The 23,913-nt window shown below is 59.9% G+C and carries 27 protein-coding genes; 15 read left to right on the top strand and 12 right to left on the bottom strand.

Annotation, left to right across the window (positions count from 1 at the left end; translation table 11 throughout):
* Positions 1 to 11 precede the first annotated feature (11 nt).
* Together ACR0ES_RS07670 and ACR0ES_RS07665 are read right to left on the bottom strand one after the other, a co-directional pair.
* Positions 12 to 512 (bottom strand): type III secretion system chaperone family protein, encoded by a 501-nt coding sequence (locus ACR0ES_RS07670; RefSeq protein WP_209598027.1) that lies wholly within the window; start codon positions 510 to 512, stop codon positions 12 to 14.
* Between the two features lie 321 nt (positions 513 to 833).
* Positions 834 to 1,082, bottom strand: a complete 249-nt coding sequence (locus ACR0ES_RS07665) for an accessory factor UbiK family protein (RefSeq protein WP_050604795.1) — start codon at positions 1,080 to 1,082, stop codon at positions 834 to 836.
* Positions 1,083 to 1,179: 97 nt separating this feature from the next.
* Between ACR0ES_RS07665 and lgt the strand changes: the two genes are divergently transcribed.
* The 5 genes from lgt to ACR0ES_RS07640 all read left to right on the top strand — a co-directional run bounded on the left by lgt (position 1,180) and on the right by ACR0ES_RS07640 (position 5,401).
* Complete coding sequence (gene lgt, locus ACR0ES_RS07660; RefSeq protein ID WP_480870064.1) at positions 1,180 to 2,070, top strand: prolipoprotein diacylglyceryl transferase; 891 nt, start codon at positions 1,180 to 1,182, stop codon at positions 2,068 to 2,070.
* Positions 2,067 to 3,134 (top strand): class I SAM-dependent methyltransferase, encoded by a 1,068-nt coding sequence (locus ACR0ES_RS07655; protein ID WP_480870062.1) that lies wholly within the window; start codon positions 2,067 to 2,069, stop codon positions 3,132 to 3,134. The genes lgt and ACR0ES_RS07655 overlap by 4 nt, the downstream gene beginning before the upstream one ends.
* A complete protein-coding gene (gene pgeF / locus ACR0ES_RS07650; protein WP_480553930.1) occupies positions 3,131 to 3,889 on the top strand; it encodes a peptidoglycan editing factor PgeF in 759 nt (252 codons plus the stop codon). Before ACR0ES_RS07655 ends, pgeF begins: the two co-directional genes overlap by 4 nt.
* 270 nt (positions 3,890 to 4,159) lie before the next feature.
* Positions 4,160 to 4,288, top strand: coding sequence for a hypothetical protein (locus ACR0ES_RS07645; RefSeq protein ID WP_267362961.1), 129 nt, complete (start codon positions 4,160 to 4,162; stop codon positions 4,286 to 4,288).
* A gap of 330 nt (positions 4,289 to 4,618) precedes the next feature.
* Positions 4,619 to 5,401, top strand: a complete 783-nt coding sequence (locus ACR0ES_RS07640) for a Hint domain-containing protein (protein WP_267362963.1) — start codon at positions 4,619 to 4,621, stop codon at positions 5,399 to 5,401.
* A gap of 119 nt (positions 5,402 to 5,520) precedes the next feature.
* Here the strand turns inward: ACR0ES_RS07640 and ACR0ES_RS07635 are convergent, their stop codons facing one another.
* Positions 5,521 to 6,021 (bottom strand): Lrp/AsnC family transcriptional regulator, encoded by a 501-nt coding sequence (locus ACR0ES_RS07635; protein ID WP_209504770.1) that lies wholly within the window; start codon positions 6,019 to 6,021, stop codon positions 5,521 to 5,523.
* Between the two features lie 227 nt (positions 6,022 to 6,248).
* Here ACR0ES_RS07635 and trxB point away from each other — a divergent pair, with 227 nt between their 5' ends.
* The 4 genes from trxB to ACR0ES_RS07615 all read left to right on the top strand — a co-directional run bounded on the left by trxB (position 6,249) and on the right by ACR0ES_RS07615 (position 11,330).
* Positions 6,249 to 7,190 carry a thioredoxin-disulfide reductase gene (gene trxB, locus ACR0ES_RS07630; protein ID WP_209598032.1) on the top strand — a complete coding sequence of 314 codons (942 nt, stop codon included), beginning with the start codon at positions 6,249 to 6,251 and terminating at the stop codon, positions 7,188 to 7,190.
* A gap of 3 nt (positions 7,191 to 7,193) precedes the next feature.
* Positions 7,194 to 7,643, top strand: a complete 450-nt coding sequence (locus ACR0ES_RS07625; protein ID WP_480870060.1) for an RES family NAD+ phosphorylase — start codon at positions 7,194 to 7,196, stop codon at positions 7,641 to 7,643.
* 80 nt (positions 7,644 to 7,723) lie between these two features.
* Entirely contained in the window at positions 7,724 to 9,415 is a 1,692-nt protein-coding gene (locus tag ACR0ES_RS07620; RefSeq protein WP_480870058.1) for an adenylate/guanylate cyclase domain-containing protein, read from the top strand.
* 196 nt (positions 9,416 to 9,611) lie between these two features.
* Positions 9,612 to 11,330 carry a bifunctional sulfate adenylyltransferase/adenylylsulfate kinase gene (locus ACR0ES_RS07615; RefSeq protein WP_480870056.1) on the top strand — a complete coding sequence of 573 codons (1,719 nt, stop codon included), beginning with the start codon at positions 9,612 to 9,614 and terminating at the stop codon, positions 11,328 to 11,330.
* Positions 11,331 to 11,431: 101 nt separating this feature from the next.
* On the opposite strand, the gene ACR0ES_RS07610 is transcribed toward ACR0ES_RS07615, so the two are convergent.
* The 3 genes from ACR0ES_RS07610 to ACR0ES_RS07600 all read right to left on the bottom strand — a co-directional run bounded on the left by ACR0ES_RS07610 (position 11,432) and on the right by ACR0ES_RS07600 (position 13,055).
* Positions 11,432 to 12,319, bottom strand: a complete 888-nt coding sequence (locus ACR0ES_RS07610; RefSeq protein ID WP_480870054.1) for a PhzF family phenazine biosynthesis protein — start codon at positions 12,317 to 12,319, stop codon at positions 11,432 to 11,434.
* A 92-nt stretch (positions 12,320 to 12,411) separates the two neighbouring features.
* The gene (locus tag ACR0ES_RS07605) at positions 12,412 to 12,636 is read right to left on the bottom strand and encodes a DUF1150 family protein (RefSeq protein ID WP_209504776.1); all 225 of its coding nucleotides are present in this window, start codon (positions 12,634 to 12,636) and stop codon (positions 12,412 to 12,414) included.
* Between the two features lie 5 nt (positions 12,637 to 12,641).
* The gene (locus ACR0ES_RS07600) at positions 12,642 to 13,055 is read right to left on the bottom strand and encodes an Hsp20 family protein (RefSeq protein WP_058275530.1); all 414 of its coding nucleotides are present in this window, start codon (positions 13,053 to 13,055) and stop codon (positions 12,642 to 12,644) included.
* A gap of 163 nt (positions 13,056 to 13,218) precedes the next feature.
* On the opposite strand from ACR0ES_RS07600, the gene ACR0ES_RS07595 reads away from it, so the two are divergent.
* The 4 genes from ACR0ES_RS07595 (at position 13,219) to ACR0ES_RS07580 (ending at position 15,827) form a co-directional block, all read left to right on the top strand.
* Positions 13,219 to 13,443 (top strand): YdcH family protein, encoded by a 225-nt coding sequence (locus tag ACR0ES_RS07595; protein WP_267362973.1) that lies wholly within the window; start codon positions 13,219 to 13,221, stop codon positions 13,441 to 13,443.
* Positions 13,444 to 13,519: 76 nt separating this feature from the next.
* The gene (gene purE / locus ACR0ES_RS07590) at positions 13,520 to 14,005 is read left to right on the top strand and encodes a 5-(carboxyamino)imidazole ribonucleotide mutase (RefSeq protein WP_267362974.1); all 486 of its coding nucleotides are present in this window, start codon (positions 13,520 to 13,522) and stop codon (positions 14,003 to 14,005) included.
* Positions 14,002 to 14,757: an NAD(P)-binding domain-containing protein gene (locus tag ACR0ES_RS07585; protein ID WP_480487573.1), complete on the top strand. Its 756-nt coding sequence runs from the start codon at positions 14,002 to 14,004 to the stop codon at positions 14,755 to 14,757. Before purE ends, ACR0ES_RS07585 begins: the two co-directional genes overlap by 4 nt.
* A 2-nt stretch (positions 14,758 to 14,759) precedes the next feature.
* Positions 14,760 to 15,827, top strand: coding sequence for a 5-(carboxyamino)imidazole ribonucleotide synthase (locus ACR0ES_RS07580; protein ID WP_480870052.1), 1,068 nt, complete (start codon positions 14,760 to 14,762; stop codon positions 15,825 to 15,827).
* A gap of 65 nt (positions 15,828 to 15,892) precedes the next feature.
* On the opposite strand, the gene ACR0ES_RS07575 is transcribed toward ACR0ES_RS07580, so the two are convergent.
* From ACR0ES_RS07575 to ACR0ES_RS07550, 6 genes are all read right to left on the bottom strand, one after another.
* Complete coding sequence (locus ACR0ES_RS07575) at positions 15,893 to 17,044, bottom strand: alpha-D-ribose 1-methylphosphonate 5-triphosphate diphosphatase (protein ID WP_480539331.1); 1,152 nt, start codon at positions 17,042 to 17,044, stop codon at positions 15,893 to 15,895.
* Positions 17,041 to 17,814 (bottom strand): alpha/beta fold hydrolase, encoded by a 774-nt coding sequence (locus ACR0ES_RS07570; RefSeq protein WP_480482253.1) that lies wholly within the window; start codon positions 17,812 to 17,814, stop codon positions 17,041 to 17,043. Before ACR0ES_RS07570 ends, ACR0ES_RS07575 begins: the two co-directional genes overlap by 4 nt.
* Before the next feature lie 29 nt (positions 17,815 to 17,843).
* Positions 17,844 to 18,695, bottom strand: coding sequence for a DMT family transporter (locus tag ACR0ES_RS07565; protein ID WP_480482255.1), 852 nt, complete (start codon positions 18,693 to 18,695; stop codon positions 17,844 to 17,846).
* Positions 18,696 to 18,940: 245 nt separating this feature from the next.
* Positions 18,941 to 20,578 carry a chaperonin GroEL gene (gene groL, locus ACR0ES_RS07560; RefSeq protein WP_267362982.1) on the bottom strand — a complete coding sequence of 546 codons (1,638 nt, stop codon included), beginning with the start codon at positions 20,576 to 20,578 and terminating at the stop codon, positions 18,941 to 18,943.
* Between the two features lie 53 nt (positions 20,579 to 20,631).
* The gene (groES, locus tag ACR0ES_RS07555) at positions 20,632 to 20,919 is read right to left on the bottom strand and encodes a co-chaperone GroES (protein ID WP_170536247.1); all 288 of its coding nucleotides are present in this window, start codon (positions 20,917 to 20,919) and stop codon (positions 20,632 to 20,634) included.
* 152 nt (positions 20,920 to 21,071) lie between these two features.
* Positions 21,072 to 21,746, bottom strand: a complete 675-nt coding sequence (locus tag ACR0ES_RS07550; protein WP_480557812.1) for a DUF2161 domain-containing phosphodiesterase — start codon at positions 21,744 to 21,746, stop codon at positions 21,072 to 21,074.
* A gap of 110 nt (positions 21,747 to 21,856) precedes the next feature.
* On the opposite strand from ACR0ES_RS07550, the gene ACR0ES_RS07545 reads away from it, so the two are divergent.
* Both ACR0ES_RS07545 and ACR0ES_RS07540 read left to right on the top strand, forming a co-directional pair.
* Positions 21,857 to 22,837, top strand: coding sequence for a TraB/GumN family protein (locus tag ACR0ES_RS07545; RefSeq protein ID WP_480870050.1), 981 nt, complete (start codon positions 21,857 to 21,859; stop codon positions 22,835 to 22,837).
* A 110-nt stretch (positions 22,838 to 22,947) separates the two neighbouring features.
* Positions 22,948 to 23,868 (top strand): manganese-dependent inorganic pyrophosphatase, encoded by a 921-nt coding sequence (locus ACR0ES_RS07540; RefSeq protein WP_480475459.1) that lies wholly within the window; start codon positions 22,948 to 22,950, stop codon positions 23,866 to 23,868.
* Positions 23,869 to 23,913: the final 45 nt, after the last annotated feature.

Here is a 23,913-nt window from a genome sequence, read left to right as displayed (position 1 = left end):
GGGGCAAAGGTTTACGCGCGGCCGTAGGCCTCTGCAATGGCCACTTGCATGGCTTCTTCTGGCCCTCTGTTGCCCCAGGTCACCAATTGGATCGCGGGGTAGTACCGCTCGGCGCTCATGACGGCGGCATTGATCATCGTGTCGATCTGGTCAGCGCTGGCCGTTTGCCCGCCTGCAAGGACCAGACCATAGCGATAGACCATCAGCTTCTGGTTTGCCCAATAGGTAAACGCGCCTGCCCAGCACTGGTCGTTCATCTTGTTGAGCAGCTCATAGAGCTGCATTTCACGCTCGGCCGGTGGTTCCATTTCGAAGCTGCACACCATGCGCAGCGTTTCGTCATAGTTGGACCAGGCCAGCGTGATCGAGTAGGTGCGCCACTGCCCTTCAACGGCCATGGCTATCTGATCGTCCCCAATGCGATCAAAATCCCAGTCGTGATGTTCGGCCAGATGCTCAACAATGTCGATCGGATGAATGTCTTCTTCGAGATACTGCTCGGAAAGGGCCATAATGCCACCTCACTAATCTCTAGCATTTCGGGGCTGGCAGCGCCCCAGCGCTAGTTGCCTGCTCTACAAACCGGGCTTCCCCCATAGGCCTGTACTAAATATGGTGCGATGTGGCGTAAGTTCTGGCAACCCTAATTATTGGGGATAACAGCAATAAGTTGTGGACAGAAGGCAACGGCGATCAAAATATTGGCGCCAGAGTCAGCTTTGTCTTGAATAAATTCTGCGACACGTCAGAATACACAGCACCGCACAATCCGGGCTGGATTGCGCGGCGTTATGCTTTGTCCGAAAATTGTGGAAACAGGGAGCGCCGGGGCGTTATTTGTCCAGTTTCGCCTCGAGCGCGGCGATGCGGGCTTCGAGTGCCGCATTTTCCTCGCGTGCCTTCTGGGCCATGGCGCGCACGGCGTCAAATTCTTCGCGGGTGACGAAATCGCGGTCGGCCAGCCAGCGGTCGATCATCGACTTCATCGCGTTTTCAGCCTCTTCCCGCGCGCCCTGTGCCACGCCCATGGCGTTGGTCATCAGTTGGGACACGTCATCCAGGATTTTGTTGCGGGTCTGCATATCTGTTCTCCGATCTCGCGGTTTACCTGTATATGGGCAAAGAATGGCGCGGGCTCAAGGTTGACTTGACCTGCAAACCCCGGGCAATGAGACGCACATGCAGGCTGTTCTGAATTTCCCCGATCTGTCGCCCGAACTGTTCTCGATCCCGCTGTTCGGGATGGAGTTCGCGTTAAGGTGGTATGCGCTGGCCTATATCGCGGGCATCCTGATCGCGTGGCGGCTGGCTGTTGTGGCGTTGCGCCGCCCAGCGCTCTGGCCTGCGGATGGCCCGCCGATGAAGCCCGAGCAGCTGGAGGATCTGGTCACCTGGATCATTCTGGGTGTCATTCTGGGTGGGCGGCTGGGCTTTGTGCTGTTCTATCAACCGGCTTATTACCTGTCGCACCTGCTGGAGATCGTGAAGGTCTGGCAAGGCGGCATGGCCTTTCATGGCGGATTGCTGGGCGTGATCCTTGCGTCGTACCTGTTTGCACGACGGCACCGTATCCCCGCCCTGTCGCTGGGGGATCTGGTCGCCTACACCGTTCCGCCCGGATTGCTGCTGGGGCGGCTGGCCAATTTCGTCAATGCCGAGCTGTGGGGCCGCCCGAGCGAGCTGCCCTGGGCTGTCATCTTTCCTGGATATGCTGCGCAGGATTGCCCCGGCGTGGTCGCAGGCATGTGCGCCCGGCACCCGTCGCAGCTGTATGAGGCCGCGCTGGAGGGTGTGTTGCTGGGGGCGGTACTGCTGTGGCTGGTCTATCGGCGCGGCGGTTTTCGCACACCGGGCCTAGTCATGGGGACGTTCCTTGCGGGCTACGGCGCGTCGCGCTTTATCGTCGAGTTCTTTCGCCAGCCGGATGCGCAGTTCGTATCGCCCGGCAATCCGCTGGGGCTGGCCTGGCATGTGGGCGGGTACGGGCTGACCATGGGGCAGTTCCTGTCGCTGCCGATGATCGCGCTTGGTCTGTGGTTTGCCCTGCGTGCGCGGCGGCGGGCGGCATGAGCTTGACCGATCATCTGGTCGCCCGCATCCGACAGGATGGACCCATGAGCGTGGCGGATTACATGGCTGAGTGCCTGCTGCATCCGACGCTGGGCTATTACACGACCCGTGATCCGCTGGGGGTTGCGGGGGATTTCACCACAGCGCCGGAAATCAGCCAGATGTTCGGGGAGCTGGTCGGGCTGTCTCTGGCGCAAAGCTGGATGGATCAGGGACGGCCCGCACCGTTTACACTATGCGAGCTGGGGCCGGGGCGCGGTACCCTGATGGCCGATATTCTGCGCGCTACACGAACGATTCCCGGATTTCACAAGGCGGCGCAGGTAGTTCTGGTCGAAGCATCGCCTGTATTGAAACAGGTGCAGGCTGAAACCCTGAACGAATACGAGGCGGCCTGGATCGACATGATCGCCGACCTGCCCGACCAGCCGCTGTTGCTGGTTGCCAACGAGTTCTTTGATGCCCTGCCCATCCGCCAGTTCCAGCGTGACGGTACGGGCTGGCGCGAGCGTCTGGTGGGCGAGCGCGACGGCGGGTTGACGTTCGGACTGGGCGCGATCGGGCCGCAGGTGGCGTTGAATGACAGGCTGTCGGACACCAAGGACGGTGATCTGGTCGAACTGTGTGCTGCTGCGATTCCCGTTTTGACCGTGATCGCAGGGCGGGTCGCCAGCCATGGCGGCGCGGCATTGATTGTGGATTATGGCGACTGGCATTCGCTGGGCGATACCTTGCAGGCTCTGCAAAACCACGAACATGCCGATCCTCTGGCATCGCCCGGTCAGGCCGATTTGACCGCGCATGTGGATTTTGAGCCTTTGGCCGTTGCGACCCGCGCCTGTGGGTGCAGGCATACGCGCTTGACACCGCAGGGCGTCTTCCTCGAACGGCTGGGGATCACCGCCCGCGCGCAAGCCCTGTCCAAGGCACTGAGCGGTTCCGAGCTGGATGCGCTGATTGCCGCGCATCGGCGGTTGACGCATCCTGATGAAATGGGAAATCTGTTCAAGGTGATGGGCCTTTTCCCGGCCTATGCAGCCCCACCACCAGGATTGGAACCATGACGCTGGAAATTCTGACCTCGGATCTGCTGTCGCCATTTCGCCATGGGTTCTTTACCCGTCGCGGCGGCGCGTCTTCAGGAATTTTCAGCGGGTTGAACTGTGGTCAGGGGTCCTCGGATCAAACCGAGATTGTCGCGCTGAACCGGCGACGGGTGGCAGACGCGATGGAGGTTGAACCCGAGGCAATGGTCGCGGTGCATCAGGTTCATTCGCCAACGGTTCTGACAGTCAAAGCCCCGGTTGAAGGTGAAAAGCCCAAAGCGGATGCCATTGTCACAGCAACACCCGGTCTGGCCCTGACGATCCTGACGGCCGATTGCCAGCCGGTTCTGTTCGCCGATCCCGACGCGCATGTGATCGGTGCCGCCCATGCCGGGTGGCGCGGCGCGCTGGACGGTGTTCTGGAGGCAACGCTGGACGCGATGGAGGCGCTGGGGGCCGACCGCAGCAATATCTGCGCCGTGATCGGACCCAGTATTTCCCAGCGCGCTTACGAAGTGGGGCCAGAGTTTCTGGACGCGTTCCTGGCGGATTCACCGGACAACAGCCGCTTTTTTGCCAATGGTGAAAGTGACCGCCTGCAATTTGATCTGCCCGCCTTCGGGCTGCACCGGCTGCGGCAGGCGGGAATCGGACAGGCCGAGTGGACCCGGCACTGCACATATTCCGACCCCGACAGGTTCTATTCCTATCGCCGATCAACGCACGCGAACGAGGTCGATTACGGGCGCCTGATCTCCGTCATAAGATTGTGATCTTCGTCCAGATTTAGGTGCCCTGCCACTTTTCCGCCACATTTGTTGTGTTGATTGGGCATCAGAATCGTAACGAGTTTTTGCCAGTAATCAGATCGGTATCTGACGTTCGAAAATCGGGCGCTGGCGTGTTGAGTGGGAGGTCCGTCTGACTTCATTTTTCTGTCCGCAAATCATCCCGGATAAGCCTTATCCCTGCCGCAAACCCGCGTCACAAAAGGTTCACAGAGGATGTGGGGAAATACACCCCGTTCAGAGCAGGACCAAAAAATGAAGACCAAATCACGCTTTCTGAAAGCCATGGTCGAGGCCACTCGGGACCAGAACCTGGAAATGCCGTGGAAGCGGGTAACAAGCAATTCTGTCAGGGTCGCCAGTCGCATCGCGGCACGACGCTGAGACAGAAAACCCAGAGACCAAGCTGCCGGTCTTATTTGGGTCAACGCGTATCAGGTTCGCTCCGGCCTGATGTATCGCGCGTCACGAGCGAGGGGTTCGTGACTTTTTAGGAGTTGTGTGTGTGCGGGCAATTTCGCCCGTGAAGTACGAGTTTGTCTGGGGGGTCAATGTGTTGACCATTGGAAAGCGAGATTTAGTCGCGTCGCGGGACCGTACCGGTTGCCGCCCGAGGGTCACCCATTTGTTTCAAGGCAAAGAACCAGTTCGCCGGGCGCGTCTGTACGGGGGTACGCCGCGCCTGACCGAACATTTTGAGGGGACGGAATATTAATGACTATTCCTAATTCACTGGCCCGCGCGGCCAGAAATGCTATCGAAACGTCTGTTATGCTGCGGGACGCGCCGCGGCCGGTTTCCAAGCCAAAAGCCCAGCTGCGCCGCTATGAGGTCAGCAGCCTGTTGAAGAACGGAGATGTGGTTCAGACCCGCCACATCGCACCTGCCCTGCCGATGTTTGAAGACGCGTTTTGCGCCTTCACACGTGGATCTTTGGTAGAAACGGAACATGGACCGATGGCAATCGAGGATCTGATGCCGGGGGATACGGTCCTGACGCAGGATGGCGCATCGGAAACCGTGTTGTGGAAGGGATCTGTCACTCTGATCCCCGGACGCGCGGATTCACGTGGCCGGACGCGGCCGCTGACGCGGATCATGGCGGATACGTTCGGGATGCAAAAGCCAATGTCGGGTGTCATTGCTGGCCCGGCGGCGCGAATCGTGGGAACACCTGCGCATTTGCGGCACCTGCATGGGGGGCAGCCGATTCTTACACCCGTGTCCGAATTTCAGGACGGGATGGGTGTCATTGAAACAATGCCGCCCACCCCCGTTGAACTGTTTCACATTTGTTTAAAACGCCATTCCGTTATTCGCGTAGATGGATTACAGTTCGAAACATATCATCCAGGTGTGAATGCGGTTCGCATGATCAGCCACTCGCTTCGGTCGATCTATCTGAACCTGTTCGCGCATATCGAGTCGCTGAACGATTTCGGCCCGCTGCTGATGCCGCGCGCCGGAGATGGTGAGATCGACGCGATGACGGCCTGAGCATGATTGTGATTACTGCATTGTGGGGGGCATCATGCAGCTGGTAATAAGTTGGGTTCTATCCCTTGCGGTGGCAGCACTGTTGCCACCAATCACCGCGCAACCAAAACGTGTTGGCGTTACGCCGTCCGGTTCATACGTTCTTCCAGAACGTCGAACGGTACGCCTGGCTCGTCTTTTGCGCCGCGAATAACGAGCGATGTCTTGACGCTGGCCACGTTTGGCGTGGTCAGCAACTCGCCCGTCAGAAACTGCTGAAAGCTGCTCAGGTCAGGTGCGACGCATTTCAGGATGAAGTCCACTTCGCCGTTCAGCATGTGGCATTCGCGGACCAATGGCCATTCGCGGCAGCGGCCTTCGAACGCGCGCAGTTCGACTTCGGCCTGGCTGTCCAGACCGACCATGGCAAATACCTGAACCTCGAACCCCAACTCGCGTGAGTTGACCTCGGCGTGATAGCCGGTGATGAAGCCGGATTCTTCGAGTGTGCGCACCCGGCGCAGACAGGGCGGGGCCGAGATTCCGACCCGTTTTGCCAGCTCGACATTGGTCATACGACCGTCCGCCTGCAGTTCCGCCAGAATCTTGCGATCAATATCATCCAGCCGAGTCGTGACCATCAAATGCTCCTGATTTTTTCGGTTCTTATATCAGCACCCCACACGCGCGCAATAATGTTTCGCAGATGCGCAATTTTCTTTGTTTCCTTTTCGCCTTCTTCCCGAAAACCCAAGGCACCCCGGCCCGAAGGGGGCTTAACAGTAAGGGGCTTTAAGCCGGGCCAGTCGGTCGCTATATCGGGGCGACGGGCCGCGGGCCCAATTCAGGCAATTCGAGCGGGGGCACCATGGCCGACACAAGACACACCAAGGTTCTGATCATCGGGTCGGGGCCCGCAGGATACACCGCAGGCGTATATGCAAGCCGCGCCATGCTGGAACCCATTCTGGTACAGGGCATCGAACCCGGTGGTCAGCTGACAACGACGACCGAGGTCGAAAACTGGCCCGGTGACACCGAGGTGCAGGGCCCGGACCTGATGGTGCGGATGCAGGACCATGCCAAGGCCATGGGATGTGAGGTGATCGGCGATATCATCAGCGATCTGGACCTCAGCAAGCGCCCCTTCACCGCCAAGGGCGACAGCGGCACCACATACACGGCGGACGCTGTCATTCTGGCCACCGGCGCGCGTGCGAAATGGCTGGGTCTGCCGTCGGAAGAGAAGTTCAAGGGCTTTGGCGTCTCGGCTTGCGCCACCTGTGACGGGTTCTTCTATCGCGGGCAGGAAATCGTGGTGATCGGCGGCGGCAACACAGCCGTGGAAGAGGCCCTGTTCCTGACCAATTTCGCCAGCAAGGTGACCCTGATCCACCGCCGCGATGAGTTGCGGGCGGAAAAAATCCTTCAGGATCGCCTGTTGAAGAATGAAAAGATCGTACCGCTGTGGTTCCACCAGTTGGAAGAAGTGATCGGCACCGATGCGCCTTTGGGCGTTGAAGGTGTTCGGGTCAAACATGTCAAAACCGGCGAGATCACCGAGATCCCGTGCAAGGGCGTCTTTGTCGCCATCGGCCACGCCCCTGCGAACGAGTTGGTCAAAGACACGCTGGAAACCCATATGGGTGGTTATGTCGTCACCAAACCGGGCAGCACCGAAACGTCGATTCCCGGCGTGTTCGCAGCGGGCGATCTGACCGACCATGTCTATCGTCAGGCGGTAACAAGCGCGGGAATGGGCTGTATGGCGGCACTGGATGCCGAACGGTTCCTGGCCGAACAGGACTGACACATGCTTGAATTCTCTGGCCCTGTCTGGAGAATTCTGTTTGCGTCGCAGGCAGCAGCCCCATTGCTGCCTGCCCGCGCGCCCGAGGGGCGCTTTCATCATTCCGGACAATTCGCGCTTTATGCCTCGCTCAGCGCCGAGGGCGCTTCGGTCGCCATCCGCCGCTACATCTCGGGTGATGATCCCGACCGGGTGGTTCAAAGGTTTCTGGTGGAAAACGCGCGATTGGTGGACTACCGCGGGCAGACGGCTGCATCGGTGATCTGGCAGGATATTCGCGCGACGGGGGCCCCTTCCCCGACATGGTCTTTTTCAGATAAAGCGCGGGCACTGGGGGCGGACGGCTTGATCTACAGCTCGCGCTCGCGCCCTGACCTCAGCCATCTGGTGCTGTTTTGTGCGGACAAGATATCAATTCAATCCCAACACCCCGCCACCCATTGGCAGACCTAGATTTGCACCCGAAGCCTTGACCTGACCGCGAACGTCCTCGCAAAGTCCAACCACGGCGAACAGCGATACAGGTGGTATTCTTGAAGAGCGCTTTGTGGCGTGGCGGTTGGGCAGCCCGGCTTCGGATCGGCAGCGGGTTGGTTCTGTTTGCTTTCGCTTTCTTCCATTTCATCAACATCGGACTGGGCCTGTTTCACACCGATTATCTGCACGGGATGCAGGACGGTCGAACAGCGGTGACGCGGCACAGTTTTATGAGCCTGCTGCTTTATGCGGCGTTGTTCACTCATGCCGGTCTGGCGCTAGCTTCGATCGCACAACGCCGGACCCTGCGCATGCCGTTCAGCACGGCGTTGCAGATTGTTCTGGGTCTGCTGATACCTTTGCAGCTGATCTCGCATGTCATCCAGACGCGGGTCGCGCACGAGATCTATGACGTCAATGACGAGATGGGGTATATCATCATCCTGATGTGGCCCAGCACCGTGATTTGGATGCAAAGCGCACTGTTGCTGATCGTCTGGGTGCATGGCTGTATCGGGCTGCATATGTGGTTACGGCTGACGAAATGGTGGTCCAGCGCCGTACCCTATCTGATCGGTGTTGCCGTCTTCATCCCCATGTTCGCCTTGGCCGGTCTGCTGACCGAGGGCCGCCGCATTTGGTTGGAATTCGCGGATGAGTTTCTGCGGGAACAATATATCGAGCATTACAACTGGCCCTCGCCCGAGGCGTTCCAGACCATGTTCACCGTCAAGGATAATGCCCTTTTGGCGTTCTGGCTCGCCTTGGCGGCCACGGGTCTTGTGTATATCGGGCGCAAGCTGTGGCGGCGCAGGCATTCGGTGCGGGTAAGTTACAGCAACGGGCCCGAGGTGGATGCCGAAAAGGGCATGACACTGCTTGAGATTTCGCAGGCACATAGTGTGCCCCATACGGCCTTGTGCGGCGGGAAGGGACGCTGCACCACATGCCGCGTCATCATCGAGGAAGGCGCTAACGCCCTGCCCCCGCCCGGCGATGTCGAGGCCCGCAGCCTGGCCGCTGTCGGCGCCTCACCGCAGACACGGCTGGCCTGCCAGATCCGCCCGACGGAACCGACCACCGTTTTCCGCGTTTTTCAACCGGATGGCGGGCGCGTTCGCGGGCATGCCAGTCAGGGGCAGGAACGGAAACTGGCCGTGCTGTTTCTGGACATGCGCGGATTTACCGCCCGCACGACGGGGCAGCTGCCCTATGATATCGTGTTCCTGCTGAACCGGTTCTTCGACGCCGTCGTGCCTGCCATCACCAAGGACGGCGGTGTCGTGGACAAGTATATGGGAGACGGGTTGCTGGCGGTTTTCGAAAAACCCGATGCAGCCGCATCCGCCAGCGCGGGGTTGAAGGCTGCGATAGATATCAGCCATGCCCTCGACCGGTTCAACGAGCAGCTTGAGGCCGAAGGCAGCCCCGGCATTCGCATCGGAATGGGCCTGCACCTTGGTGATCTGGTGTTGGGTGAGATTGGCGCGCAGGGACATGCCGCGAGAACGATCATCGGCGACGCCGTCAATGTGGCCAGCCGACTGGAAAGCGAAACCAAGGCCTTGGGGGTCGAACTGCTGGTCTCACAAGAGGTGTTGAAGGCCGCGGGCATGGACCTGCCGCCGGAGGGTATCCGGATGTTCCAGCTGCGCGGCGTTGCCGATCCGATTCCCGCCCTGCCAGTCACCCGCGCGTCCGGGCTTGCGCCGCACACGCAAAAACAGGAACAGTCATACTTTGCATGATCGGATTATCTGCTCACCAAAGAACCAGATCATCATTTTGATTTCAGAGTTGGAAATTCCTTCCAATCCGCGAGAAATCAGCGCATATCGTCCTTTGTTTCATTGACGCCAGTGGACTTCGCACGACAGTCGGTGCAAATGCCCCGAAAACGCCCTTGAATCATTGGCAACACAACACTGCGATAAGAGTATTCAGATGACGATGTTAAGCAATCTGGCCCCCATTCCCGAACTTTATGTGTCGTATGACTCGGCCCAGAAACTGAAGGTTGAAGCCGCCAACCTGACCAGCTGGGATCTGAGCCCGCGCCAGATCTGTGATCTGGAGCTGCTGATGAACGGCGGTTTCAACCCGCTCAAAGGTTTCCTGAGCGAAGCCGATTACGACAATGTCGTCGAAAACATGCGTCTGGCTGATGGCACGCTTTGGCCGATGCCCATCTCGCTGGACGTCAGCGAAGATTTTGCGGACAAGATCGAACTGGGTCAGGATATCGCGCTGCGCGATCAGGAAGGCGTGATTCTGGGCACCATGACGGTCACTGACCGCTGGACCCCGAACAAGGCCCGCGAGGCCGAGAAGGTTTTTGGTGCCGATGACGATGCCCACCCGGCTGTGAATTATCTGCACAATGTGGCGGGCAAGGTCTATCTGGGTGGCCCTGTCGTGGGCATCCAACAGCCTGTTCACTATGACTTCCGCGGTCGCCGCGATACGCCGAACGAGCTGCGCGCCTATTTCCGCAAGCTGGGCTGGCGCCGGATCGTGGCCTTCCAAACCCGCAACCCCTTGCACCGTGCGCACCAGGAGCTGACCTTCCGCGCCGCCAAGGAAGCGCAGGCCAACCTGCTGATCCACCCGGTCGTCGGCATGACCAAGCCGGGCGACGTGGACCACTTTACCCGCGTGCGCTGCTATGAGGCGGTGCTGGACAAGTATCCCGCATCCACCACCTCGATGAGCCTGCTGAATCTGGCGATGCGCATGGCTGGCCCGCGCGAGGCGGTCTGGCACGGGCTGATCCGTGCCAACCATGGCTGCACCCATTTCATCGTGGGCCGCGATCACGCGGGCCCGGGCAAGAACTCGGCCGGTGAAGATTTCTATGGCCCCTATGACGCGCAGGACCTGTTCCGCCAGTTCCAGGACGAGATCGGCGTCGAGATGGTCGATTTCAAACACATGGTCTATGTGCAGGAACGCGCGCAATACGAGCCGAATGACGAGATTCTGGACAAGGACAATGTCACGATCCTGAACATCTCGGGCACCGAGCTGCGCCGCCGTCTGGCCGAGGGTCTGGAAATCCCCGAATGGTTCAGCTTTCCCGAAGTGGTGGCCGAGCTGCGCAAGACCAAGCCGCCACGCAGCCAGCAGGGCTTTACCGTGTTCTTCACCGGCTTCTCGGGCTCGGGCAAGTCCACCATCGCCAACGCGCTTATGGTCAAGCTGATGGAGATGGGGGGCCGTCCGGTCACGTTGCTGGATGGCGATATCGTGCGGAAAAACCTGTCATCCGAACTGGGTTTCTCGAAAGAGCATCGCGACCTGAACATCCGCCGGATCGGATATGTCGCATCCGAGATCACCAAGAACGGCGGCATCGCCATCTGCGCGCCGATCGCACCTTATGCCACCACGCGCCGCGCGGTACGCGAAGAGATCGAGCAGTTCGGTGCCTTCTGCGAAGTGCATGTTGCGACCACCATCGAAGAATGTGAGCGGCGCGACCGCAAGGGTCTGTACAAGCTGGCGCGCGAAGGCAAGATCAAGGAATTCACCGGTATCTCGGACCCGTATGACGTGCCTCAGAACCCTGAATTGCGTGTCGAGACCGAAAATGTCGAGGTCGACAACTGCGCTCATCAGGTGCTGCTGAAGCTGGAAAGCATGGGCCTGATCGCAGCAGGCTGAACCAGATGAATGAAACACAGCGGCCTCCGGTTTTCGGGGGCCGTTTTTGTTTTGATAGTCTGAGGTGTTCCGGGCAGTCCCTGGGGACGGGAACGGTTCGGCTACTGGGTGGCTTCTGGCAGATCAACCTGCCCGCGCATCAGGATATGCCCCTGACCGGCTACCTTGATTCCCGTCATCGCATCGGTGGGGCCAACGCGCGTGACAACGGCCTGGCCGGGGCGACCCATATCGTGCCCCTGTTCAGCAACGAAACTGTCTTTGGTCATCAGCCCGTATTTCCACAGATAAGCCGCCATGGCCCCGGTGGCAGACCCGGTAAACGGATCCTCGGGCGGGCTGGGCGGGGCCATGAGCAGGCGCGAGAACGTATCGCCCGCGTCGGTGGCCCCTTGGAGCGTCACGAGGAAAGGCTCGGCCATGTCCGAGCCGGAATACCCTGCCGTCGCAGCCACTTTGCGCAGCGCGTCCTCGGACAGGCGGGCCGCGCGCAAAGCGTCATGATCGCGCAGAACGGTAATACAGAAGGGCAAGCCGGTTGAAACCATCCGGGGTGGCGAGATGATGGCTTCTTGCGGCAGGCTGATCGCCTTTGCCACCAGATCGGCTGGCACATGCGCACCAAATTGCGGTGCGACCTGCGTCATCTCAATCTGTTTGCCCTGCAAACCGATCGAAACGATACCAGCGCCGGTTTCCAGCGTCAGGTTATCACCGGAGATCATGCCGCGCGACCGCATCGCCGCTACGGTGGCAATCGTCGGATGACCGGCAAAGGGAATTTCACGGCTGGCCAGAAAATAACGGACGCGGATGTCGGCCACGTCGGACGGGCCGGTGAATGTGCATTCGACCAGAGAGGTTTCGCGCACATAGGCCATGCAGACCTCGGCCGAGAGACCCGCGCCGCCGTGGACCACGGCACAACCGTTGCCGCCGAATGCACGATTGGTGAAGGCGTCTACCCAGTCGAATTCAAACCAGCTCATGCAGTCGGCTCCGTTACAGGTTAAAAGCGGCAGTTTCGCCGATGCGCGTGTGTTGCGGGCAACGTTTCAGCCCCACCGGACAAAGGGGCCGTTCAGTGAACGGCCACAGGTGACAGGTCGTGCTGACGGGCCAGAACGAAGGCCAGCTTGCGGTCGGCCACAAGTGCCAGTTGCTGCCCATCGGAATCGTGCACGGCATAAAGGTGATCCAGATCACCTGCCTGATCGCGCAGATCACGCGGCAGATCGGCAACGTCGACTGTTTTCACATAGACGATACGATCGCCTTCGGTGTTGATTTCAATCGGTGTATTCATTGCTCTTACCCCTTCCGTATGTTGATTGTCTGAACCACGGTTTCCGGCACGGCGCGGGTCAGATCCACATGCAGCAGACCGTTTTCCATGATCGCCTCTCCCACCTCGACCCCGTCAGCCAGCACGAACATGCGCTGAAACTGACGCGCCGCGATACCACGGTGCAGGAAGATGCGCCCCTCGCTGTCGTCGCGCTGACGGCCCCGGATCACCAGTTGGCGATCCTCGATGGTGATCGACAGATCCTCTTCGGCGAACCCGGCCACCGCAAGGGTGATGCGGTAGGAAAAGTCCGAGGTCTGTTCGATGTTATAGGGCGGGTATCCTTCATTACCGGCCTTTGCAGACCGTTCCAGAAGGCGTTCCAGCTGCTCGAACCCCAAAAGATGCGGGTATGAGCCAAGAGTAAGTTTCGACACGTATTTTCGTCCTTTATTGTCAAAGCGACGTGGTGCGCGGTCCCGTTCCGGCAACCGCTTGTTATAGAATATGGGAAGAAACCAGGATGTCCACAAGGTCTGGCGCGATAACGTCTGACACACTATCTTGTTGGGCAAGCACCACAACAAGCCCGAGTCGCCAATGAACGCGCCCACCGACCTTTCGATGAAAACCGAAGAAGTTCTGCGGGTTGAGTTGGAGGTTTTCCGCCGCCAGCACCGCGACCTTGATGAGGCGATCGAGGCGCTGCATGAAAAAGGAACGGCTGATCAGTTGACCCTTCGGCGTCTGAAAAAGGAAAAACTGCGCCTGAAAGACTTCATCCGCCTGATCGAAGATCGCCTGACCCCCGATATCATTGCCTGAACGCCCTGTACCGCATTGCCACAAAAGCGGATTTGGCTATAGTGCGCGCTCTTTCTGAGCGCGGGGACATAAGCGGATGAGCGATGTGACAGTGGGGATCATCATGGGCAGCCAGTCGGACTGGCCCACGATGAAGGAAGCCGCAGATATTCTGGATGAACTGGGCATCGCTTATGAGGCGCGTATCGTTTCGGCCCATCGCACCCCGGACCGGTTGTGGGACTATGGCAAGACCGCCGTGTCGCGCGGGTTGCAGGTGATCATCGCGGGCGCTGGCGGAGCGGCACATCTGCCGGGTATGATGGCCTCGAAAACACGCGTACCGGTGATTGGCGTGCCTGTTCAGACGCGGGCCCTGTCGGGCGTGGATTCGCTGTATTCCATTGTGCAGATGCCCAAGGGCTTTCCCGTGGCGACCATGGCAATCGGGTCCGCTGGCGGGGCCAATGCGGGCCTGATGGCAGCGGGCATTCTGGCCTTGCAGGATGAGGCCCTGGCCGCGCGGCTGGATGCCTGGCGTGACGCGTTGTCCGCCTCAATCCCCGAGGAACCGCAGGGATGAGCCGGATCGGGTTTATCGGCACCGGGCATATCGCCGCGCCGATTGCGCGGCTGATGGCCGCCAAAGGGCATGAGATCAGCGTGACAGAACGCAACGCCGAGGTCTCGGCCGCCCTGAAGGCCGAACTGGGCGTGACTATCGCGCCGCCGCAAGCGGTGATTGACGCCTCGGACATCGTGTTTCTGTGCCTGCGCCCGCATATCGCGGCCGAGGTTCTGGCCCCCCTGACCTTTCGCGCCGATCAGCAGGTTGTTTCGGTTATGGCGGCCGTTTCCGCCGAAGATTTGGCCAAGCTTTGCGCCCCTGCGTCGGATTTCGTCCAAACCATCCCACTGGGGTTCTTGCAGTCCGGTGGCTGTCCGATGGCGGCGTTCGGCAATGACCGCTTGCTGGCCGAGCTGTTTGAGCCGGAAAACCCCGTGGTCAAGGTTGCGGATGAGGTGGCGCTGAACGCGCATTTTGCCATTTGTGCCATGGTTCCCGGCATTCTGGATCTGATGGCCACCGGGGCCGAATGGCTGGGTGACGTAACCGGCGATGCGGACGGGGCCGAGTTCTATACCACGCAGTTGATGGCGGGTTTTCTCGCCGCGATGGAAAAAGGCACAGCCGGGCGGTTGGCACAGGAGCGCGACGCTTTGGCGACCGAAGGTACTTTGAGCCTGCAAATGACGGGCACCCTGATCGAACAGGGCGCGCATGAGGCGCTGAGAGCGGCGCTTGGCGCAATTGGAAAACGTTTGGAGAATTGACGATGGCGGAGATGCTCGCCCAAGGTGCAGTGATTGGGATTCTGGGTGGCGGCCAGCTGGGCCGGATGCTGTCGGTGGCGGCCTCTCGGCTGGGGTTTGTCAGCCACATCTACGAGCCGGGCGCAAACCCGCCTGCCGGGCAGGTTGCGGATCGGGTTACGACAGCGGCCTACGACGATATCGACGCCTTGACGGCCTTCGCCGATGCGGTGGACGTCATCACCTATGAGTTCGAGAACATCCCGACCGAGGCATTGGATATTCTGGAAGCCCATCGCCCCATTCGTCCCGGGCGTGAGGCATTGAGGGTCAGTCAGGACCGCCTGACCGAGAAGACGTTCCTGCAGGGGCTTGGCCTGAAAACGGCTCCGTTTGCGGATATCACCGATCTGGACAGCCTGAATGCGGCCATCGAAGAAATCGGCGCCCCCGCCATCCTGAAGACCCGCCGCTTTGGCTATGACGGCAAAGGACAAGCCAGATTGCGCACCCCCCGGGATGCCGAGGCCGCGCTGGCCGATATGGCTGGTGCGCCTGCCCTTCTGGAGGGGTTCGTTGATTTCTCACACGAGGTTTCGATCATTGCAGCGCGGGGGCTGGATGGTCAGGTGGCCTGTTTTGATCCGGGTGAGAATGTGCACCGCGACGGCATCCTGCACACCACCACCATCCCTGCCCGACTGTCCCCCGCCCAGCGCACCGATGCCATCCTGCTGGCGGCCAATATCCTGAACGCGCTGGAATATGTCGGTGTCATGGGCGTTGAGCTGTTCGTGACACCCGGCGGGCTGATCGTGAACGAGATCGCGCCGCGCGTGCATAACTCGGGCCACTGGACGCAGAATGGCTGCGCCGTGGATCAGTTCGAACAGCACATCCGCGCTGTGGCGGGCTGGCCGTTGGGCGACGGGCAGCGCCACTCGGATGTGGTGATGGAGAACCTGATTGGCGACGATATGGACCGTGTGCCCGAGCTGGCGCGCGAACGGGACGTCGCGCTGCATCTTTACGGCAAGGCCGAGGTCAAGGCCGGTCGCAAGATGGGACATTTCAACCGGATCAAGCGGTAGAATATCGCGCTACGGCGCGATGCCTTCGGCGAGAGTATTTGGAAAAAGGTGAAGCTGGTCTGGTTTTACCCCACAAAGCGGGTTGCGATATCCCCAGACATATAGCTGACGCGCCCGCCCGCCAATGTCGCGGCGACCCGGTGAGTGCTTGCATCAAGGATTACCAGATCGGCGCGTTTGCCCGCGGCAAGCGTGCCCCGGTCCTGCAAGTCCAGCACCCGCGCGGGGCCGGATGAGATCAGCGCCCAGGCCCCTGCGAGATCCAGCAGCCCGGTTTTGATCAGCATCAGCGCCGCGCGGCGTGGACTGGGATAATGGTAATCCGAGGCCAGGGCATCACAGAGCCCCATGGCGATCAGCTCTACCGCGCTGGCGTTGCCCTTATGCGAGCCACCGCGGACCACATTGGGCGAACCGAGAATAACATGATCCCCGGCAGCGCGCGTCGCCTCGGCGGCTTCAAGCGTTTCGGGGAACTCGGCAATGCGCACCCCTTGGCGGCGCCACCAAGCGCGCGCCTCGGCAGTTGCGTCATCGTGGCTGCCCAGACGCACGCCCATGTCCGCAAGGTCCGAACAGAGCGCTTCTAGCGCCGCCGGAACCTCAGCCTTGCGGGCGTGCATGTCGAGCAGCATCGCAAAATGCGCCTCTGGGTTGCGTCCGGCCTTCAATGCCTGCCCGGTCAGGCGCGGTGGTTTCTTGCCCTGTGCCAAACGATCATGCGGCAGGTGATCATTGAAGACCACGTATGGCACCTGCCAATCGGCGATGCGACGGGCCAGCCCGTCGTAATCCGCGAGCATATTGGTCTCGAACCGCAATTGCGGGATCAGATCGGTGACCGTGCTGCCCTTGACCGCTGCGATGGCCGCAAACACCTGCGCGGCAAAGTCCGGGCCGCGCACGCCGCCTTCCCAGCTGTAAAACTGCGCCAGAACGGCTGTGGTGATGCCGTTGGCGGCCAGTTCGGCCTCGACCGACAGAATGCCCTCATTCATCTGCTTCATCGCGCCGCGACGTGGGGCGATATGGCGTTCGAACCCATCGCCGTGCAAGTCGACAATACCTGGCAGAACAAGAAACCCGGTCAGGTCAATCCGCCGCCCGGTTGCGTCTTTCTGAATGACCCCACCTGCAACGGAAAGCTCCGCGCGTGACAGCCCTTCATCCGGTAGCAGAACCTCGGCACCGGTCAATGTCAGTTCCAATGTGGTCATTCTGATGGCTCCGCCCCCGGTTCCGAGCAATTCTGCCCGATGCAGATCTCGTCTATTACGTCCATCACACCGTCCAGCCAAGTGATCTGGGGATCGAACCGACCAAATTCGATAAAGTGCAGAGCCTGTGCCATGACCTGCGGGTTGTTCATCATGAAAGTGTGGGTCACCGGCAAGACGAGATGATCGGCCATGCCTTCGACTTTGGTGGATTCGACCGACACCTTGCCATCGTCCGGGCCGTCGATCAGAGATGAAAACACGAGGTTCAGGGACTGATCACCTGCGATGACCCCCAGTTCGAAATCCACGGGCGGCAGGCGGCTGGGAATACTATCCGGGCCCGTACCCAGTTGCAGTCCGGCCGGGCCGTTCAGGTATCCGAACACCTCCCACGCGCTGAGTTCATCGACCAGCTGGCTACCCTGATTGGGCGGCCCCAGCATGACGACACGGCCCATGTTTTCAGGGCTGTGGTCCTGCAACCAGTATCGCAACAGGATGCCACCCATGGAATGCGCAACGACATTGACGGTGTCACTGCCGCAGGCTGCAAATGCTTGCGGGATGGTTTGTTCGGCCAGTTCGGGGATACCGATTTCGGTCGATGGGTAACCGGGGCGCACGACGGAATAGCCATTCGCTTTGAACAGTTGCTCCATCACGCTGAATGACGCCTCGGTCCGGGCCAGACCGTGCAGCAGGACAACGCATTTCGCGCTGGCCACGGCGGGAAAAAGGCAACAAAGCAGGGCGATCAGAATTCTCATACCCGCCAGATAAAGCCTGTACGCCTGCGTTAAAAGCCCTTCCCACGTTGACGTCGCAGGACAGCCAGCGCGATACCGCCCAAAACCAGTGCCGCACCAACAAGCAGCCGCACACCCGCGCTTTCCCCCAACAGCACCACGCCGCCCACAATCGCGATCACCGGCACGCTGAGCTGGACGACCGCCGCCGTTGAAGGTGCCAGCCGGGGCAGAACGCGATACCACAAGGCGTATCCCAGACCCGAGGTCACGCCACCTGACAAGGCCGCAAGGAGATAGCCCAATCCGGTCATGTGCCACTCTGCCCCTGTGGCCATCAGGGCCAGCGCGGTTACCGGCAGCGCGACGATGAAATTTGCGGCCGTGCCCTGCAACGCATCAGGCTCGGACCGCCCGACCAGTGAATAGGCTGCCCAGCCGATCCCGGCTGCAATCATCAAAACGGTTCCGGTTGGATCGACCTGCACTGTTCCTGTGGGCCACAGGACACAGGCCAGACCACCCAGTGCAATCGCTGCCCCGGCCAGCTGTCGTCGGGTGGGTTTGACCCCGGCAAGGGCGGTGGCGGCGAACATAGTGATCTGCACAACGGCAAACAGGATAAGTGCGCCCAGCCCCGCATCCAACGTCAGATAGGCAATGGAAAACCCGATCATATACAGGGAAAGCGACCCGGCCCCGATGACGCGCCTGCGGTTGCGAAGGGGCAAATGTCCTCTACGCAGCAGGATCAGTGCGGCCAGAACCAACGCCCCCGCCAGAACCCGGATAATGGCAAACCCCGCAGGATCACTGGACCCGCTGTCGATAGCCAGCCGGTTCAGAATGGAGTTCGCCGCAAAGGCGCACATGGTCAGGGCGGTCAGAAGGAACAGTCGCATTTCAACCACATACCGACTTGGCGGCGCGTTGGACACTCACAATTCGGGCACACGCGGCCCAGCCTTCATCTTTTACAAAATACTCCCGCCGGAGGCATGGCCGCATTGCGGCCATCGGAAATGAAACGGGGCCGCCAAAAGGCGACCCCGTCCGTTAGCACTTTGCTTCCCCTCTCGACAGCCTGACCTTGCAGCCAAACGCCTGTCAGGGGTCGTCGGAATTCGCTTAGGCGAATTCGACGTGCTTACATCATGCCGCCCATGCCGCCCATGTCGGGCATGCCGCCAGCAGGTGCATCTTTTTGCGGTTTGTCTGCAACCATCGCTTCGGTGGTGACCAGCAGGCCGGCAACCGATGCCGCATCTTCCAGAGCGGTACGGACAACTTTGGCCGGGTCGATCACGCCGAACGAGAACATGTCGCCATATTCTTCGGTCTGAGCATTGAAGCCAAAGGCCGGATCCGAAGATTCGCGCACTTTGCCTGCAACAACCGCACCGTCAACGCCTGCGTTTTCGGCGATCTGGCGCAGCGGCGCTTCGATAGCCTTGCGCACGATGTTGATGCCTGCGTCCTGATCAGCGTTTGCGCCTTTCAGCGATTCCAGTGCTTTACCGGCCTGAACCAGAGCAACACCACCGCCTACAACGACGCCTTCCTGAACGGCTGCGCGTGTTGCGTTCAGAGCATCGTCCACACGGTCCTTACGCTCTTTCACTTCAACTTCGGTCATGCCGCCGACGCGAATAACGGCAACACCGCCTGCCAGTTTGGCAACGCGTTCCTGCAGCTTCTCACGGTCGTAATCCGACGAGGTTTCTTCGATCTGGGTGCGGATCTGAGCAACACGTGCTTCGATCTCGGCTTTCTCGCCAGCACCGTCGACGATGGTGGTTTCGTCTTTGCTGATCTCGATCTTCTTGGCGGTGCCCAGCATGTCCATGGTGACATTCTCAAGCTTCATGCCCAGATCTTCGCTGATCACCTGACCGCCGGTCAGGATTGCGATGTCCTGCAGCATGGCCTTACGGCGATCGCCGAAGCCCGGTGCCTTGACAGCAGCAATTTTCAGGCCGCCGCGCAGTTTGTTGACAACCAGAGTTGCCAGCGCTTCGCCTTCAACGTCTTCTGCAATGATCAGCAGCGGCTTTTGCGACTGGATCACCTGCTCGAGCAGCGGAACCATCGGCTGCAGCGAAGACAGTTTCTTTTCGTGCAGCAGGATCATGCAGTCGTCGAGTTCTGCGATCATCTTGTCTGCGTTGGTGACGAAGTAAGGCGACAGGTAGCCGCGGTCGAACTGCATACCTTCGACAACATCGGTCTCGGTTTCCAGACCTTTGTTTTCTTCGACGGTGATGACGCCTTCGTTGCCAACCTTCTGCATCGCGTCCGCGATCTGCTGGCCAATTTCAGCTTCGCCGTTGGCCGAGATGGTGCCAACCTGAGCAACTTCTGCCGAGTCTTTGACTTCGCGCGAAGCAGCACGGATGCCTTCGACAACTTTGGCGGTTGCCAGGTCGATGCCGCGCTTCAGGTCCATCGGGTTCAGGCCCGCTGCAACCTGCTTCAGGCCTTCTTTTACGATGGCCTGCGCCAGAACGGTCGCGGTGGTGGTGCCGTCACCGGCTTCGTCATTGGTGCGGCTGGCGACTTCTTTCACCATCTGCGCGCCCATGTTTTCGAACTTGTCTTCCAGTTCGATTTCCTTGGCAACCGAAACACCGTCTTTGGTGATGCGCGGTGCGCCGAAGGATTTGTCCAGAACCACGTTGCGGCCTTTGGGGCCCAGGGTCACTTTGACAGCATCCGCCAGAATGTTGACGCCTTTCAGCATCTTGTTGCGGGCATCGGTGTCGAACTTGACGTCCTTTGCAGCCATGTCGTTTCTCCTTGAGAAAATGTGTTTAGTGGAAGATCAGAGAAAGCGCGGGCTTACTCGATGATCCCCATGATGTCGCTTTCTTTCATCATCAGCAGCTCTTCGCCGTCGACCTGGACCTCGGTGCCCGACCATTTGCCGAACAGGATCTTGTCGCCAGCCTTGACCGCCATTGCGATCAGCTCGCCGCTGTCCTTGCGCGCGCCTTCGCCGGTTGCGACGACTTCGCCTTCGCTGGGCTTTTCTTTTGCGCTGTCAGGAATGATCAGTCCGCCTGCGGTTTTTTCATCGCTTTCGGTACGGCGAACCAGCACACGGTCATGAAGCGGTTTCAATGCCATCTTTGCAGCTCCTTGGGCTCAAAGTTTTGTTTATCCTCCCCTCGCCATTCGACGAGGCGTTAGCACTCGGTGTGTGTGAGTGATAACGACGCATAGCTAGGGAGTCTAAAACGCCGAGTCAACAAGGTGTTTGGGATTTTTTTGAGAACGGCCTAGTCGGCCTGTTCCCAGCTGTAGGCCCAGTGTTTTAAGCCGTCTGTTCCCTCAGAGGTAAGAGCGTAGACACCTTTTTCAACCTTCTCGAACCAGCCATAGTGATTTTCCCGCATCAACCGGGTGGCGACCGGAACACCCACCGATCTGGCGACCTCGGCCCCTTTGGCCGGGCCGTGTTCGGCCAGAAAGGCCGCGCATTTCAGCGCATCCTGGCGGTAGGCCGTCACGATCCCATGACGTGTCGCGCCCCCGGAATTGGGGTCGCCCTCCAGCCGGTCGAATTCGCGCAGCAGCCGCGCCGCCCTGGCCTTGTTCTTGCGCGGCGCATAGGGCCCCGGATCGCATTGCACCTCGACCGTGCCATCGGTACGTACGGTGATCAGACCCAGACCAAGCCTGCGGCACAGCGCCAGATTGTCCCTGAGCGCCCGCCGGGCCGTGCGCCCGGTGGGTTTGCTGACCCCGATATAGACCTGATCCGTGAGTTTCAGGCGGGCAATTGCCTGATGGAACAGGGACAGCGTGAACCTGAGCTTGAGCTCGACAATCACAGGCGGCTCGTCTTCGCGCATCGCGACGATATCGGCAGCGCCCACTTCTCCTTTGACGGTGTATCCCTGACGCTCCAAAAGCGCCTTGATCGGGGGATAGAGGTCCTGCTCGCGGTTCATGGGGCCTATGCTACGCAGATTGTTGAGGAATACCAGACGGGTTGCTTGAACATGGGTCGCAGGCATGGCTATGTCTGGAACACCTTGATGACACAACACCGGATGGGTTCATGCGCCTGCTGACATTTCTTGCTTTTCTACTGGCCCCGATCACGGCTGCGGCTGCGTGCGATGGGCAGGACCTGCGCCCGCAGCTGTCGGATGACGCGCGGGCCGAGTTGCAGCGCGCGGTGGCGGACATCCCCTTTCCGGAAGGCAACCACTGGATTGCGCGCAAGGATGACACGGTTCTGCACATCATTGGCACCCTGCACACGTATGACGAACGCATGGAAAAGGTGGTTGAACGCCTGTCTCCGGACCTGAGCAAGGCTGACGCGTTCTATTTCGAAGTCACCCAGACTGACATGGACGCATTCGAAAAAAACCTGGCCAATAATCTCAACGCTGTAATGATCACATCCGGGCCGACCCTGATCGACCTGATGGGAGATGAAGACTGGGCCGCATTCTCGACCGCGTTGAACCAGCGCGGCATTCCCGGCTGGATGGCAGCCAAAATGCGACCGTGGTTCTTGAGCATGATGCTGAGCATCCCGCCCTGCATGATGGAAGATCCGAACGGGACCTACGGCATGGACGCCCGCCTGAACGATCTGGCCGCAGAAAACGGCATTCCGCAATACTCGCTGGAACGTATCGACGACCTGATCGCCATGTTCGACAGCCACCCTCTGGAACAGCAGGTCGAGTCGCTGGTGCGGCTGTCCGGGGCGATGATGGGAAGCAACGATCAACTGGCCACCATGGCCAATGGATATCTGGAAGAAAAGCACGCCGAGATCATACAATTTGCCCGCCTGCAGGGGTTCGAGGAATCCGGGCTGAGCCGGGACGTCTTCGATGAGGAATGGAACGGGTTCGAGCAGCAGATGCTGGTCCAGCGGAATGCCCTGTGGATGGAGCATATTCTGGCCATCACGGATCAGACAGCGGTGATCGCGGTCGGCGCAGGTCATCTGAGTGACGATCACGGTTTGCTGAACCAGCTGGAGCAGGCCGGATACACGCTGACACGCGCCGCTTTCTAAGCCGGTTCAGCGGTTTTCAGACCAAGCGTCGCAGACGGGCTGCTGTGGCGTGACAAGGACGTTTGTCCGCCCTATAAGGCGCGCAAATTTCCATTCCGCAGGACGCTGACATGACAACGCTCGTATTTGGCCACAAATCCCCCGACACCGATTCCACAGGCTCGCCGATCCTGTGGTCGTGGTACCTTAACGAAATCAAAGGTGTGCAGGCCGAGCCCGTGCTGTTGGGCGAACCCAACACCGAAGCGGCGTTCATGCTGGACAACTGGGACCTGCCCAAACCGCGCATCCTGGACGATCTGGCCGCGGACACTCCGGTGGTCATCGTCGACACCAACAACCCCGCCGAACTGCCCGCCAACGTCAATGACGCAGACATCCGCGCCATCATCGACCACCACAAGCTGGTCGGTGGTCTGGAAACCAAAGGCCCGATCGACATCACCGTGCGCCCGCTGGCCTGCACGGCCACCATCATGGTTGACCTGATGGGCGACGATGCAGCCAAGATGCCCGACGCCATCAAGGGCGCGGCACTGACCTGCATCCTTTCGGACACGCTGGAATTCCGCTCGCCCACCACCACGCCCCATGACCGCGAGGTCGCAGAGCGGCTGGCGGCCGAGTTGGAGCTGGATATCTCGGCTTACGCGGCAGATATGTTTGCGGCGAAATCGGATGTCTCGTCCTTCTCGGATGCCGAACTGATCCGCATGGACAGCAAGGAATACGAGGTCGATGGCACCAAATTCCGCGTCTCGGTTCTGGAAACCACTGCGCCGGGTGTCATTCTGGACCGCAAGGCAAGCCTGGCGGGTTCGATGGTGGATGTCGCCAAAGAAGACGGTGTCGATCAGGTGCTGCTGTTCGTCGTCGATATCCTGAACGAGGAAGCCACCCTGCTGGTGCCCAATGATCTGGTCAAAACCGTTGCCGAGAAAAGCTTTGGTGCATCCGTCGATGGCGACGCCGTGGTTCTGCCGGGCATCATGAGCCGTAAAAAGCAGATCATTCCGAACCTGAAGGTCTGAAAAAACACGCGGGGTCCGTCATTCTGAGTAAAACGGGCCTCGCAT

The sequence above is a fragment of the Ruegeria sp. N7 genome (assembly GCF_056531345.1).
The sequence above is the reverse complement of the archived record's forward strand: the minus strand, read 5'-3'. Positions and strand labels throughout refer to the sequence as shown.